Source organism: Phycisphaeraceae bacterium, from assembly GCA_019454185.1.
GTDB lineage: Bacteria > Planctomycetota > Phycisphaerae > Phycisphaerales > UBA1924 > JAHBWV01.
Map to the genome: position 1 here is coordinate 2,904,398 of CP075368.1, position 14,523 is coordinate 2,918,920.

A 14,523-nucleotide genomic window follows, 5' to 3' on the forward strand; every position below is an offset into this window, starting at 1 on the left:
CACATCACGCCGATCCCTGACCCTCCGCGTGCGCCTTGCACAGCGCAACATACGTCGCCATCGCGTGGTCGGCGATCCCCTCTCTCGCGGCACCCTTGAACTCGTCCGGAGTCACCACGACAGTATCCAGAAACCGGAAAAAGAACCCCGGATCCCCGCAGTAGCGCCCCCCCTCGTCAAAGTACCACACCGAGCCGACATCGCGGAACTTCATGATCCGCTTCGGAACCCTCACCACAATGTCGCGGTTGTTCACACACCGAACCGTGCGCTCTCCAAGCACGCCGCTGTACGCGCCAGCAAAGCCCGCATCGCCGACACGCGGCTGCCCGAACGTCACAACCCCGTGAACCGAGATCTCGGGATGCTCCACGGCAAGCCGCGCCGCCGCCAGCACCGCCATCGCCCCGCCGAGACTGTGCCCCGTCAGCCACAAGGCCTGTCCCGACGTGCGAACCTCCTTGATGCGCTCCGTCATCTGCTCCCATATCGAATCGACATACGCCGCGATCCCATGATGCACAAGGCCCTCCACCCCGTGCCACTTCTTGGGCTCGTACTTCAGATCTGCAAGCCAGTCGGCGGGCTTGGTCGGCTCCGTCCCCCGGAACGCGATGATGACCGTCTCATGGTCAGAGAAGACATATCCCTGCGCATCCTTCTTGCTCTCTTTCGTGCTGGAAAGAAAGCGACTCTTCATCCCCAGCGATATCGCCTCCGCACCAGCCGCCGCCTCGTCCCGATACGACAGGTCGCTCCAGCGCGCGAGCCAGTACGTATTCCACGGCGTCGGCTTCGTAGCCCGAGGCGTGAAACCGACCATGCCGCGCACATACGCGGGCAGGCCCGGCCCCCGCGGGTCGGATCCTCCCGAAGGTGCACCGCCACTTGGCGACGGTGATCCACCATCCCCGCCGCCGTCATCTTTCTCGTCATCCCCCTTGCCGCCGGATCGCTTGTCGTCCGGCGAGAGCGAACTCCGCAGGTTCGCCAGTTTCTTCAAGACATCGAACCAGAACGGCGCGCCGAACGTGATCGCAAACGCGGTGATGCACAACCCGAGCGCTTTCTGAATCCCGGCGCTCCACGAGCCCCACGCGTCGCTCCACTGACCATCTGTCCAGCCGATCACCGGTCCGATCTTCAGGAGTTCCTTCTTTGCCTCATCCCGGTTCTCGACAGCCCATGCGCTGTAGTTCGGCTCTACCTCTGGATCGTACGGTTTCGCCTCACTCGCCAGCGCAACAAGCGACTCGCGCACCTTGCTGTCAGTTGAGAGCAGTTGGATGATCCGGATCGTGTCCGCGTTCGTCCCCAGTGCGACGACCACGCCGACCGCAAGCAGCATGCTCATGGTCCACCGCTTGTACCACCCGCTGACGCGCTCCATCGACATCGCATACCACGCCGCAACCTCATCCCTCACCCGCGCTGAATCTCCACCGGTCTTCCGGTAGATCTGCGCCAGCACCTTCCCCGCATCGCCAAGTCCGGAACCCTCCAGCCCGGACGCGACACTCTCAGCGAGCCCCGGCCTCAGCGCTCCCTTCGCCTCAACAGCGCGGAGCAGTGCGCCGGCAAAGACCTCCGGCTTGATGTAAGACGGGTATCGCTCTCCCTCCGAAAGCCCCCGAATCACCGGATCATCAAAGACCTCGTCAGCGAGGCCCCCCGGCTTCTCCTCTTCATCGAGCATCGTGTGGATGCCCCGAGAGAGCGTCTTCCCTCGCACGTTGAACCAGCCCGAGATCGCCTCAAGCACCGCCGAACAGACGATGCTCAGCGCGAAATACACAAACACCAGGCCGATGAGGACATCCAGCATCTCAATCTTCATGGGTGAATCCTCCTGTCACGACGCGCACGATCCGTCCGGAAAGACGCCATCAGCATGTCAGCGGATCAGCAGCGATCAGCGATGCGAGCCAGTATAACGGAGGGGCACCCTCGCACTTCATGTCAATCCACGATTCCCCGCGCCATGTCAATTCTTGCGCGTCCCGGAGATACACCCGCTCCCCTCCACGTCACCCGAACCGATGCGAATACAGTTGAATCCCGAACCTCTCGGGGAAGCGCCGACGAGCGGCGGCACCACCGGCTAAGAATGTGAAGACCGGCACGCATCACCGCCGGCTCCCGAAGGAGGCGTCATGCTCGCATGTAAGACAGGACTCGGCTCGACCGTCCAGCGTTGGGTGCGTTCCGGTGTGATCGTCGCCGCCGCCCTCGTCCTCGGGGCGTGCTCCGGCAACCGCACCATGATGGTCATGGTCCGCGATGCCGCTTCCCAGGCCGCGGTACCCGGCGCGGATGTCAACGTCCGATCCACGCAGGGCACCAGCATCAGCCGCTTCGATCGCACCCGCACCCTCACCGGCGAGGACGGCTCGATCCTCATCGACGCCCCCATCCGCCAGGCACTCCAGATCACCGTCCAGACCGAAGACGGCTCCTACGCACGCTTCGTCATCGACCACCCCGCCCTCGGCGTCACCACCCCCTGGACCAGCCCCGGCGCGATCGGCTACGAGCACGGCCCTCGCAAGTTCCAGATCTCCGCCATCGAGTGGCAGGGCGGCAAGCACGAGCAGTCCGTCCGCATCCCCTGGCGTGAACCAACTCCCAATACCGCCCCCTGACCCGCCTCGCCCGCCACCTCTCAGAACTTCCGTGCTCCATGCACGATTCGGCTTGGGCCAGGACCTCCAACCCCGTACAATGGGGATGTATGCGGGCGCTCCAACGCCCGTAGCCGGAGGGGTGTCTGAGGTTCGCCGAGGCCTACACAGGGGCAGCATCATGGCGCAGACCACGCTCAACGAATCCTCGTTGCTGACGGGCGCGTCGATCCTGAGTTCCGGACCGGCTGGGCTCGACTTCGAGGCCATCTATCGCGACGCATCGGGAGACGCCGCCCGCGTCCCCTGGGCCGAGATGCGCCCCAACCCCTTCGTGGAAGAGTGGCTCAATCGAGACGCCTGCGCTGCGCTCCGTCCCGGCGCGCGCGTCGTGATCGTCGGGTCCGGGCTCGGCGATGATGTCGCGCTCTTCGCGGATCGGGGCTACGACGTCCTCGGCCTCGATCTCTCGCCCACCGCCGTCGAGTGGGCCAGACACCGATTCCCCGATCACGCCGGACGCTTCGAGACCGCCGACCTCCGCACACTCCCCACACGGCTCGCGCGCCGATTCGATCTCGTCGTCGAGGCCTACACGATCCAGGCCGTCCCCTTCTCCATGCGCATGCAGGTCGCCGGCGGCATCTGCTCACTCGCGAGGCCTCACGGCGCGGTCCTCGCCGTCGCGTTCGCCCGCGATGAAGAGTCCATCCCCGATCCGGCGAGCCCCCCTCCCTACCCGCTCACCGAGCACGAACTCACCGACCTCTTCGGAACCCAGGGCTTCTCCCCCGCTTGCGAGACCCTGCTCGCTCCCGATCCCGAGCGACAGGGCGAGTCCCGCCTCCGCATGCTCTTCCGTCGCTCCGCCGTCTGAACCCCCGGCAAACTCCCTCGCAACCACGCGATACAGCGTCGCCTCGTACACGTGCACCCGCACCGAAGCCACCGGCTCAAGCCGAGGCCAGCCCCGTGCCATCACGCCCTGCGCCTCGCGGCTCAGCCGATCGGTCCTCAGAAGCAGCATCGTCCCCGGCGGATGGTCCGCGATCCGCTCCGGCAGCCACCGCGCCTCGACAGAGACGCCCAACCGCTCCGCCTCGCGCAGCGCATACCAGATCGTCTCCGGACGCGCCTCCGCAAGATCCCTCACGATCAGCGTCGCCCCGTCAGGAAGGTGCGGCGCAATCGCGATCCCCGCCTCGCGCCCGCTCGTCATCCCCTTCGCATGCTCCGCCGTCCGCGTGAACACCACGAACCCGATCAGCAGACCCGACCCCAGAACCACCGGGTGCCCCACCATGAACAGCATCGCCCAGCACCGACGCAGCCGCGACATGCGGCACGGCACACACACCCCCATCCCACGCCACACATACGCCACAAGCGGCGCGAGCACGCACGTCGCGGGCAACGCATAACGCGGGTTGTGCACGCCCACCGCCGCATACCCGACCAGCGCAAACACACAAGCCAACGCGAGCGCCCCGCCGATCTCCGTCGAACGCGGGTCGTGCCGCAGCGTCTCCAGGTGCGCGTCCTTCCCGAACGGAAAGAGAGCCGCAAGCGGAAGCGGCATCGCCGTGAGCAACGCCAACAGCGGCATCGCCGCGACCTCGGACAGCCGCGACCATGACCACAGAAACTCGCCGACATCCTGCGTCACAGCGGGCACATTGAGATCCGCAACCGCCCGCGCAATCAGCCAGGTCGCCCCCGCAATCCCGGCTAGGCCGAGGGCCGTCGCGCCCCACGCGCCCGCAGATCGCAGCGGCGCCCAAGACCGCGTGATGAGACAACACGCAAGAAAGGTCGCAGGAAGCAGCGGCAAAGACGCGGGCCCCTTCGATATGCCCGCGATCAGAATCCCGATCGCGCCGACACACACCAGCGTCCGCGTCCCCGAGCGCCGCCCCCGAAGCAGAAGATCAATCAGCGCGAACACCGCCAGCTGCGTCCCGAGATGGTTCAACGCCTCGATCTCCGCCGTGCGCGCAGTCGCCCACGTGAACGGCGCAAGCACATACGCAGGACCCACGGGGATGCACCAGCGCCACCCGAACCACCGACCCGCGAACACCAGCGACACCACCGCCGACAGCGTCGAGGCGATGGCGAGCGCGGCACGAGCCGCGAACTCCGTCTGACCCAGCACAAGAGAGCACGAGGCGATCGCCCACTGCAACCCCGGGGGCTTCCGCAGATACGGCCGCTCGAACAGCCGCGGCACAAGCCAGTCGTCCGGGTCCGCGCTCTTGGCCATCGTCCACGCGGGAATCGCTCGATGCCCCTCCGTCGAGCGGAGCCCGTGCCGACCCAGCCCCGAGAAATACACGAACGATGCCAACACGACGGTCAGCAACAGCCCGACAAGCAGGGATGTAGTGTCTTGGCGTGTCAGGACTCTGGGCCGGAGACAGTGGTGACGGAAGGTGCGCCGGAGGTCGTCTCGCCCCGCTCCTTGCTCTCATCCGGGAGCGTGACGATTGGCAGATCGTGCTCGAAGGCGATCCGCACCGGCTCGACGATGTAGTCGATCAGCGGGCGGAGGATCGCGTTTCGCCTCGGGTTGTGCCCGTAACGCCTCGCCTCTTCATACGCCCGATCGATCTCGACATCCTGGATCAGGTGCCGGTAGAGCACCACCAGACACCCCGTTCGCTCCGACCCCGCCCCGCAGTGGATCAGCATCGGAAGCTTCGAGTCGTCGATCATCAGACGCAGAGACTCAAGGTACATCGTCGGGTCGCCGGTCCCGTCGCCCTCCAGCCGCAGCACATAGCGATCGACACCGAGAGCCGCGGCGGTCTTTGCCTGCAACAGGTCCTCAGGAGTGCCCGCCTCATACGCCCCCATGTCGATGATCGTGCGGATGTTGTGCGTCCGCACCACGCGCGAGAGCGCCGAGACAGTGAGCTCCCCCGAGCGGTAGATCTTGTCAGGAACGACCACGCCGAAGTTCTTGGGGAAGATGTGGGGCCACGCGCCCACCACGCCGAGCACCACCAGACCGATGCACGCGCACAGCGCGACCGCCCGGGCCAGTCTGGTCCGGTCTGTCTGCTTGCTCCTGTCCGGAGAATCGGTCGCCATGGCGTAAGGGTATGTCCGCACCGGGTACGATCCGGTTCATGGAGCAGGGAACAGATCCAGCCGAAGGAAGCAGTCACGCGCCACGCGAATCGGGCACCCGCGCCCCGACCCGTGAACGCGGCCCCGGCCGCGAACGCAGTTCAGGACGCGCGAAGAACGCCGGGATCCCCGCCTCAAAGGTCTACCCGGAGCCCGTCGATCGCCTCATCGCCGAACTGGCGCGGCTGCCGGGCATCGGGCGCCGTGCCGCCGAACGCCTCGCCCTCCACATCCTGAAAGAAGACCGCGCCGAAGCCCTCGGGCTCGCTCGCGCCATCGAAGATGTAAAGACTTCAATCAGCCACTGTCAGATCTGCTTCAACCTCTCCGATGGCCGGCTGTGCGGCATCTGCGCCTCGGCCGAGCGCGACGGCTCCGTCGTGCTCGTCGTCGAGCAACCCAGAGACCTCATCTGGCTCGAGCAGTCGGGCGCGTACCGGGGCGTGTACCACGTCCTGCTCGGGCGCATCTCCCCGCTCGATGGCGTCGGCCCCTCAGAGATCACGGCGTCGGAACTGATCGAGCGCGTGCGCGATCCGGCCCGCAACGCCCGGGGCGTCGCCGTCCGCGAGGTCGTCCTCGGGCTGAACCCGACCATCGAAGGAGATGGAACCGGGTTGTACCTCGCGGACGAGATCCGCAGAGCCGCGCCCGGCGTCGGGATCACCCGGCTCGCCCGCGGGCTCGCGGCGGGCAGCACCCTCGAGTTCGCCAACAAGGCCGTCCTCGCCGATGCCATCACCGGACGACGCAGCATCGAGTGAGATCGAGCCGGGGTGGGGGGGGGAGTGGTGGGTGGGGGAGTGGGGGGGCAGACTTCTTTCAGTTTTCAGTGTGCGCCACCTCGCGCCCCCGACTCTCCCGCACTCCCATCAACAATCCGAAAAATCTGCCCCTCTCACTGACATACGTCTGTCAGTGACGCCCACTTTCTCCCCGCTTCCCCACTTGCATCCCCCCGCCCCGCGCGTATCTTCGAGGCATGGTCGCGCACGCCCCCCCAACCCCCACCTCAACCACTCCGAACCACGCGCACACGCCCAAGACCGATCTCACACACACCCATCTCCACCGCGTCACAGACATCGACGCCCTCCTCAACGACGTCCTCTCCCCCAACCACTCACTCACCTCCGCCGCCGCAAAGCACAACCTCCCCCTCGAAGCCCTCACCCTCTGGCTCGCCCTCCCCGAAACCCGCGCACGCCTCGCCGCCATGGATGAGGCCGGCTCCGCCCACGTCCGCACCGTCGCCTCCCTCAACCTCAGCACATCCGTACACACACTCGTCCAGATCATGGCCGACTTCCGCGCCCTCGCCGCCGCTCGCTCAGCGAACCGCGAAATCGGCTCCCACTCCGACACCCCTCCAGACCCCGACGACATCATCTACCTCCGCGCGTCGATCCACGCACGCAAAGCCGCATGGCTCCTCTACCAACTCTCGCGCAGCGGCACACCCTCCGCCCGCAAAGCCGCCCACACCTCTCTGCCTTTGGGTGGATCAGCTCTCCGAGCCGATTCCGCCCCTGCTGGCACCACTCTTGATGGCGCCGCTCCTGGTGGCACCGCTCTCCAGAGCGGTGTCCCCGTACCACCCTCCGACCTCATCCCCCCCGCCCCCGAGCCGCCCAGTCCCTCTGCCCCTTCTTCTTCACCTCCCGCCTCACACGAAGACGTCATCACCGCGCTCGCCGCCCTCGCGAACTCACTCGGCCTCACACCCGACGACCTCGAAGGGCTGACGCTCGACGACCTCCCGGACGATGGCCCGCTCCCTCCCGAAGCTCTCGCGCTCTTCCCGCCCGATGTCGCGGCGTATCTCGCCGCGCTCCCGCACGATGAGCCCCAACCTCCCGACCTTCCGACCCACCCGAACCCATCACAACACGCCCCGCCCGATCCTCACCCGCCCCCCGCAAACCACCTCTCAACCCCGCGCGCGTCAGGGTCCGAGTCCCAGTTCGCCGCCGCTCATTGACCCACCCTCGCCGTCAACAAGCCAAGAACACCGCGCACAACCCGCCGCAGGCGCTGCACGATGCCGCGCCGTCACAATCCGCGTGTCTCGCCGCGGAGCGCGAAGGAGTTGTCGTTGCGCGAGCGGAGGGACGCGGCGAGTTGGTTTGTGGATGCGGAGCCGGTTGTGAGGGCGGGAGGTGGGGACGGAGCGGGCAACCTACGGTTGCGAGGCGCAAAGTGAAGTTGGTGCCACATGCCGGATCGTGTACGATTCTACATTCATCTGGAGGACGTCCAATGCTTGCCCTTGGAAAGCCGAAGAAAACCGAACTCGCATGGCTGGAGGACGTGGGCCTATCCGGGTCCAAGCCCTTCTACCACACGAAGTTGGGCGCGGCGTTTCTTGGGGACTCGCTCGCGGGCATGAAACGGATGCCCGCGGATTCGGTGGACCTCGTGTTCACCTCCCCGCCCTTCGCCCTCACCCGCCAAAAGGAATACGGCAACGAACCGATAGAGCGGTACCTCGCGTGGTTCCTGCCGTTCTGCGAAGAGATCAAGCGCATTCTCAAGCCGACAGGCTCATTCGTTCTCGATATCGGCGGGGCGTGGATTCCCGGCTCGCCCGTTCGTTCTATGTACCACTTTGAGGTAGCCGTCCATCTCTCAAAGATGTTCCGCCTCGCTCAGGACTTCTACTGGTACAACCCATCCCGGCTCCCAACACCTGCGGAGTGGGTAACGGTTCGACGGCTTCGAGTGAAGGACGCGGTAAATACCGTGTGGTGGTTTGGGAAGACAGAGAACCCGACCGCGGACAATCGGCGCGTTCTCACGCCCTACTCCGAGTCGATGAAAGCCCTCATCAAGAATGGCTACAAAGCGAAGATGCGCCCGAGCGGACACGATATCTCCGACAAGTTCGGGCGCGACAACGGAGGCGCGATCCCACCGAACCTCCTCACAATCGCCAATACCGAATCGAACAGCGTATATCTCCGCCTCTGCCGCGAGTTCGATATCAAACCGCACCCGGCCCGGTTCCCCGCGAAGTTGGTTGAGTTTTTCGTAGACTTCCTCTTAGATGGGAAGCCACATCTCATCGTCGATCCGTTCGGCGGGAGCAACGTAACCGGAAGCGTTGCGGAGGAGCGAGGGCATCGGTGGGTGACGTTCGAGCAAGAGGACAAATACATGCGCGGCTCAATGCTGCGATTCCTTGAAGGACCTCTCTTCACCGACCCGAGTATGCGAGCGGCTGTGACGGGGGCACCTACCAGAGAGTGAGGCAAGGATGCCTGGAATCCGATTCTCCTCTCTGGCTGAGAGGTTCATCGCAGAGTTAGAGAAAGCAGGAGCGACGGTTCTCGTGGTGTCGGGAGCCGATGCGCGGCCGCTCGTGCTGGGTGTGGTGGTGGGCGAGACGACGTACCGCCTTGAAGTCTTCCTATGGACAATCACCCAAGGGGGCAAGGGGCGAGGGCGTCCGCGCGAGTATCGAATCCAACGCACCTCCGCGCCTCCGTTCGTGCTCAAAGCGGGCGTGCGAACAATCATGGGCGGATGGCACGAAGAGACGGGGACGTTCGCTTTCTGGGATGTGCGCCGACATCTCACGTCGGAGGGCAAGTCGCCAAGTTCCCAAATCTCTCTCGACACCTTGGAGCGAGCGTCATCCGTGGGCATGGCGACGGAGGTTCGGGACGCGAGCGAAGGACAGGAAATCGCTATCGCGGTTCAACCGGACTACCTCCTCTGGTACATTCGTGAGTACGAACGGCTTTACGATTGCGGCCCGGAGGTGACGGAAGCCGCGGCGCTTGTTGACGCGACGCCAGAGGACGAACGCGAGTTCATCGACGACGGCACCACGGAGGATGCGGCATCGCGTCGGTACAAAGTCACATCTGTAGTTCGTGCGTTCCGTGAGGCGAGGTTCCGCCCCGCAGTCCTTCGGGCCTACGGGTGGCGATGCTGCCTCACCGGGGTGGCACTCCGGCTCGTGGACGCGGCGCACGTCGTTCCAGTCTCAGACCCCACGAGCACCGATGAGACTAAGAACGGGGTAGCGCTCAATCCACTCCTGCACCGTGCGTATGACTTCGGGTTACTCGGGCTGCTCCCCGGAGGACGAACCGCGATCAATGAACGCCTACTTGCGGGTTTACACAGGCAGAGGCTAGATGATGGGCTCGAGCTCCTCCGCGACATGATCCCGGCCACCATGCGGATGCCCGGCTCCCCCGACCTCCACCCGCCAGAGGACTACTTCCGGCGCGGGCTCGTGGCGCGGGGCTGGACTGCGGAAGACATTCAACGCACGATCGCTTGACTACTCCCATCCCCTTCTCATGGCAGACAGTTTACGAGACATGCTCCTAGTCCGAGATCCGTAGCATTGGTGAAGCCGAAGCGCAGGCATTCGATTCGAGACTCTGATACTGCCAACAAACTGCGTCTGAGATGCTCTCAAGGGCGTTTTCCAGTGTCCTCCGAAGGACTCGAAACTACGACCCGATGATTTAAGATTCTGAAGATGGTTGCCCGTGGTTGTAGCTTCACCGCGACACGCATCTCATCTTCGTCACCCCTCGCCATCGCACGCGTCCATTTCAGCAGGTGAATGCTCGGCTGGAATGTGCGTGGTCCTCCGGTATCTGACCCTGTCCGCTCGGGTCCGGCGTTGGCATCCGCGTGTCTCGTCGCTGAGTCTTCGGCACAGGTGTGCCTCCGCCGCTATTCTGAGGGTCTTGCCCGCCGGAGGATAACCCATGCCCGCATACCGGATCATGTTCTCAAGAGGAGGCCAGCGAAGCGTTGTGGTCATCGACGCCGATTCCGAGCAGGAAGCCGTCGAACACATCCTGAGCACCGGCGCATCCGTCCTCGCAGTCGAAGAAGTCCGTGTTCAGGTGCACGATGCAGAGCACGCCGCCCCCCATCTCCCTCAGTCGCAACCCGTTGTGCCGAACCCCGTGCGAGCACCCGCCCCTGCCCGAACGCAAGGCGTCTCCGATTGGTCGGGTTTCTGGTCGTTCCGCTGGATGCTGACGCCATCAACCATTCGCTGCACGTTCATCATCGCCAGCGTCTGCCTCCTCGCGTTCTTCGTCGTGTACCCGATTGTCTTCGTCCAGCAGTACAGCAAGGTAGGAGCCGTGGAAGCCGCGGCCGTCCGACAGATCGAGTCCGCCCTCCCGCGAATCCGCTCGCTCCGCGAGCAGTGGCGAAAGGACAGATCCGAGGCAGATCAACTCTCGTTGCAACAGGGATACAAAGAAGCCGCAGCGGAAGCGCGAAGCCGCGCAGCAAAGAGCGAGGCCGCGTTGAACCAGGCCCTGCGAGAGGCGAGCATCGGATGGAACCAAAGCGAGGACGAGGCCCTCGCGTCCGCTCGCCAGGCGCTCCTGAACGCGCGCAAGTCCGGCCCGCAGATGCGCGATCTCGCGCTGAATCTCGGAGCCGCCTTGGTCATGTGGATCATCTTCCGAGTCATGTGCGAGTGCTCGATCGTCTTCTTCCGGATACACGAGCAGACAGTCGCGATCTCAGATCGGTTGCGCGGCATGGACGGCTCGTAAACCGCCGCTCGGCCGCCCTCTCACGTCGGCGCCGTCGCTCCGCCGCGTGGCTACATACCTGCGGCCCGCCGGGCCGCGGGAGGCGAGGGGGTTGGGTGGCTCGTTCGGACGGACGCGGCGCGTTGGTTTGTGGATGCGGGGTCCGTTGTGAGGGCGGGGAGGTGGGGACGGAGCGGTGAGGAGCGGGGCGATGTCGGTGCCGCCTGCCTTCCGTCGTGATCTCCGCACACGATGAAACTCGGGTCTTATCGCTCACTTTGTGGCGAGTTTGCTTGCGGAGCCATGGATTCGCGGCATATTTGGGACAGCATCACGTGCTTGTCGCGGGAGGAGCCCTCAATGAAAGACCCGTCCATTGTGCCCATGCTGCTTGTTGCTTGTGCCGGGTGCTGCACGCACCTCGCCTCGGCGGAAGCCCAATGGACACCGCCCTACTGGCAGTTGTACCGGCTTGGGTACACGGATGCGGAGCACACGAGCGCGGGCGGCGAGCAGAGGACGTCGGTCAGGCAAACGTCGGGTTCAACTGTGATAGGCACTTCGGAGCGCTACGGCGGGGGCGGCGGAACGAGCGCGTGGACATGGAATCCTTCGGAAGGGCTCACCCAACTCGGTTTGTTCAGTCCAGAGCACGTTCGAAGCGATGGGCAACGCAAGAGCTTTGTCGTCGGTGTGAATCCGAACGGGCGCGTGATCGGTAGCTCAACGCGTTATTCGGGGGCGTCGGAGCGAGGATCATCGGCCTGGACATGGACCCGTGCCACGAACGCGGTTCAGTTGGGGCTCGTTGACACGGAGCACACGAGCACAGACGGTCATCGCTTCAGCCAGGCACGTTCCATTCGTGGAAACACGGTGGTCGGAACATCATCGAGGTATTCTGCTTCGGGCCAGAGCGGCGCGAGCGCTTGGGCGTGGGAACCATCCCTCGGCACGATCAGAATCGGCTTTGTCGGACCTGAGTACACACGGAGTGATGGACTGCAATCCAGCTCAGTGGGCGCTGCGACCGGGGGAAAGACCATCAACGGCAATGGCCGTGTCTTGGGATCGTCGGATCGCTTCGCGGGAGACTCTAACGGATCTCCGATTGCGTGGACATGGACTCGAGAGTCCGGGACTATCGAGTTGGGCTTCACCGATGCTGACCACACGAGTCCGACTGGATCGAGAACCAGCCGCGCAAGGTCGATGAACGATGCCGGCCAGATCGTCGGTTGGTCCTCGCGGAGGACGCCGGGCGGGGGTGACTCAGCGTGGATCTGGAGCGATGCGACGGGTCCGGTTCGTATCGGACTGGTAGATTCTGTTCACACAGGTCGCGACGGACGCCAGGAGAGCAGAGCTCAATTCTTGAATGGCGCAGGAATGACGGCGGGATGGTCCACTCGTCCTGGTGCACCGGGCAAAGGGCGAAGCGCCTGGGTGTGGACAGAGGAGAGCGGCTCGCTTCGGATCGGGCTCATTGATGCCGAGCATACGGGCGCATCAGGCACCCAGTTCAGCACACCCACAGGGATCAGCGAGAGTGGTCAGGTTGTCGGCTACTCCAAGCAGGGGCAGTTCGGGAACGGGAGAAGCGTGTGGGCCTGGGACCGAGAGTCGGGTGTTCATCGGGCGGGCTTGACGGATGCGCTTCACACAGGGGCGGATGGAAGGCGTGTGAGCTTGCTCCATGCGCGGAACGAGGCAGGACATCTCGCGGGGCTGTCTTTCCGCTACGGGGACGCGGTCAATGGAACTTCCGCGTGGACGTGGTCAATGGAACGCGACACAGTGCAGATCGGCCTCTATGACGATCGACACACGAGAGGTGATGGCATAACCAGCAGCGACGTCAACAAGATGAACGTCGGAGGGGATGTCATTGGAATCTCTGAACGCTACAACGGCGCGACCTCCCTCGGCAGATCCGGGTGGTTCTACGAGTATGCGACGGACATCACTCACGCACTGACTTTCTCCGAGTCACCGAGAGGCGATGCATACACAGACCCATCGTTCGTCACGTCAAGCGGCTGGGTGCTCGGCCAGTACGACCTCTATGCCGGCGACGCACTCGTGTCGCGCAACGGATTTATATGGTCGGTCTCCGTGGGCTTCGCCGATCTCGGCTCGCTCGTCGAAGGCGGTCTGAGTGCGGCGGGTTGGGAGAGTCTCGGCGAGGTCGTCTCGGCTTCGGAGTATCGCATGATCGTTGGGTTCGGCGACGTGATCGGCACGAGCGGGACCGCCGCGTATGCTCTCACCATGGGCACCATTCCTTCACCCTCGACCCTTGTGTTCATGGGTGCCGGAGTGCTGGCACACAGGCGGCGTCGGCCGATCAGTTCTTGAACGGATCCTGCGCCTCACCCCACGTGGGCGAGCGGGAGTTCTTGATGCTACCGTGCTCTCATGCTGTCTCAACTCGCCCGATCGTTGAAACGACGATCCCCGCAACCGGATGATTCGGAGACTCGCTGCCCGTGGCCCTTCCCGCTCGTGTTTCTGCATATCCCGAAGACCGGCGGCCTGAGTCTGCGGCAGACTCTGTTGCGGCACTGCGCGCCGGGCGCGGCGTTTCGCATCATCCATCAGATCGACGATGCGGCACGATTCGCGCGGCTTCCTCTTGAGCGTCGGCGCGCCATACGACTCATCGAGGGCCATATGTACTACGGCATCCACCAGCATGTGCCGAGCCCGTGTGTCTACATCACGATTCTGCGCGATCCGGTAGCCCGGATTCGTTCGTACTACAACTATGTCTGCCGCTCGAAGTGGCACTTTCTCCACTCGCGCATCACCGGAGACAACCTCACGCTGCGGGACTGCATCGAGCAGCGGATCACGGTCGAGCTCGACAACTACATGACGAGATCGCTCAGCTCGCTGGAGTATGTGAACGTCCCTTTCGGTCAGGTGGACGAGAGGATGTACGTGGCAGCACGAGCCCATCTGGAATCGATCGCGATCGTCGGTACGACGGACAGGATGGGCCTGCTGTATCGCACGCTCGCGAGCATGATCCGCATCCCGCTGGAAAGCCCGCCGCACATCAATCGGTCGGACGGACCGAGTTTCCCCGATCGCGACGGCACGGATAAAGCGATCTGCGAGTTCAACGCGTACGACCGCATGTTGTACGACGACGCGGTGCGGCTGGCCCAGAGCCGCGCCGGAACGATGGGTATCGAGGATCAAGAGCCGGCCGCGCTGTGAGCGGCTCTCCCAACCCCTGATTA

At 64.4% G+C, this 14,523-nt stretch carries 11 protein-coding genes; 9 read left to right on the plus strand and 2 right to left on the minus strand.

The genetic code is table 11. From position 1 onward, the window contains the following. Positions 1 to 4 precede the first annotated feature (4 nt). Positions 5 to 1,837, minus strand: coding sequence for a lipase family protein (locus tag KF838_12360; protein QYK47570.1), 1,833 nt, complete (start codon positions 1,835 to 1,837; stop codon positions 5 to 7). A gap of 316 nt (positions 1,838 to 2,153) precedes the next feature. On the opposite strand from KF838_12360, the gene KF838_12365 reads away from it, so the two are divergent. Continuing rightward, a complete protein-coding gene (locus tag KF838_12365; GenBank protein QYK47571.1) occupies positions 2,154 to 2,642 on the plus strand; it encodes a hypothetical protein in 489 nt (162 codons plus the stop codon). A gap of 160 nt (positions 2,643 to 2,802) precedes the next feature. Next, positions 2,803 to 3,498, plus strand: a complete 696-nt coding sequence (locus tag KF838_12370; GenBank protein ID QYK47572.1) for a class I SAM-dependent methyltransferase — start codon at positions 2,803 to 2,805, stop codon at positions 3,496 to 3,498. A gap of 1,520 nt (positions 3,499 to 5,018) precedes the next feature. Here KF838_12370 and KF838_12375 read toward each other — a convergent pair. Further along, positions 5,019 to 5,714 (minus strand): tyrosine-protein phosphatase, encoded by a 696-nt coding sequence (locus tag KF838_12375; GenBank protein ID QYK47573.1) that lies wholly within the window; start codon positions 5,712 to 5,714, stop codon positions 5,019 to 5,021. Between the two features lie 38 nt (positions 5,715 to 5,752). Here KF838_12375 and recR point away from each other — a divergent pair, with 38 nt between their 5' ends. From recR to KF838_12410, 7 genes are all read left to right on the plus strand, one after another. Further along, a complete protein-coding gene (gene recR, locus KF838_12380) occupies positions 5,753 to 6,517 on the plus strand; it encodes a recombination mediator RecR (GenBank protein ID QYK47574.1) in 765 nt (254 codons plus the stop codon). Between the two features lie 218 nt (positions 6,518 to 6,735). Further along, positions 6,736 to 7,734: a hypothetical protein gene (locus KF838_12385; protein ID QYK47575.1), complete on the plus strand. Its 999-nt coding sequence runs from the start codon at positions 6,736 to 6,738 to the stop codon at positions 7,732 to 7,734. Positions 7,735 to 7,952: 218 nt separating this feature from the next. Further along, positions 7,953 to 9,002 carry a site-specific DNA-methyltransferase gene (locus tag KF838_12390; protein ID QYK47576.1) on the plus strand — a complete coding sequence of 350 codons (1,050 nt, stop codon included), beginning with the start codon at positions 7,953 to 7,955 and terminating at the stop codon, positions 9,000 to 9,002. Positions 9,003 to 9,009: 7 nt separating this feature from the next. Next, positions 9,010 to 10,047, plus strand: coding sequence for an HNH endonuclease (locus KF838_12395; protein ID QYK47577.1), 1,038 nt, complete (start codon positions 9,010 to 9,012; stop codon positions 10,045 to 10,047). Between the two features lie 439 nt (positions 10,048 to 10,486). Next, positions 10,487 to 11,296: a hypothetical protein gene (locus tag KF838_12400; protein ID QYK47578.1), complete on the plus strand. Its 810-nt coding sequence runs from the start codon at positions 10,487 to 10,489 to the stop codon at positions 11,294 to 11,296. 339 nt (positions 11,297 to 11,635) lie between these two features. Beyond that, positions 11,636 to 13,633 carry a hypothetical protein gene (locus KF838_12405; protein ID QYK47579.1) on the plus strand — a complete coding sequence of 666 codons (1,998 nt, stop codon included), beginning with the start codon at positions 11,636 to 11,638 and terminating at the stop codon, positions 13,631 to 13,633. Positions 13,634 to 13,693: 60 nt separating this feature from the next. After that, positions 13,694 to 14,500 carry a sulfotransferase family 2 domain-containing protein gene (locus KF838_12410; GenBank protein QYK47580.1) on the plus strand — a complete coding sequence of 269 codons (807 nt, stop codon included), beginning with the start codon at positions 13,694 to 13,696 and terminating at the stop codon, positions 14,498 to 14,500. Positions 14,501 to 14,523: the final 23 nt, after the last annotated feature.

Excerpts from the sequence above, each read along its gene's own strand:
- KF838_12360 (QYK47570.1), bottom strand. The coding sequence starts at position 1,837 with ATGAAGATTGAGATGCTGGATGTCCTCATCGGCCTGGTGTTTGTGTAT.
- KF838_12410 (QYK47580.1), top strand. The coding sequence starts at position 13,694 with ATGCTGTCTCAACTCGCCCGATCGTTGAAACGACGATCCCCGCAACCG.
- KF838_12400 (QYK47578.1), top strand. The coding sequence starts at position 10,487 with ATGCCCGCATACCGGATCATGTTCTCAAGAGGAGGCCAGCGAAGCGTT.
- KF838_12395 (QYK47577.1), top strand. The coding sequence starts at position 9,010 with ATGCCTGGAATCCGATTCTCCTCTCTGGCTGAGAGGTTCATCGCAGAG.
- KF838_12370 (QYK47572.1), top strand. The coding sequence starts at position 2,803 with ATGGCGCAGACCACGCTCAACGAATCCTCGTTGCTGACGGGCGCGTCG.
- recR (QYK47574.1), top strand. The coding sequence starts at position 5,753 with ATGGAGCAGGGAACAGATCCAGCCGAAGGAAGCAGTCACGCGCCACGC.
- KF838_12405 (QYK47579.1), top strand. The coding sequence starts at position 11,636 with ATGAAAGACCCGTCCATTGTGCCCATGCTGCTTGTTGCTTGTGCCGGG.
- KF838_12385 (QYK47575.1), top strand. The coding sequence starts at position 6,736 with ATGGTCGCGCACGCCCCCCCAACCCCCACCTCAACCACTCCGAACCAC.
- KF838_12375 (QYK47573.1), bottom strand. The coding sequence starts at position 5,714 with ATGGCGACCGATTCTCCGGACAGGAGCAAGCAGACAGACCGGACCAGA.
- KF838_12365 (QYK47571.1), top strand. The coding sequence starts at position 2,154 with ATGCTCGCATGTAAGACAGGACTCGGCTCGACCGTCCAGCGTTGGGTG.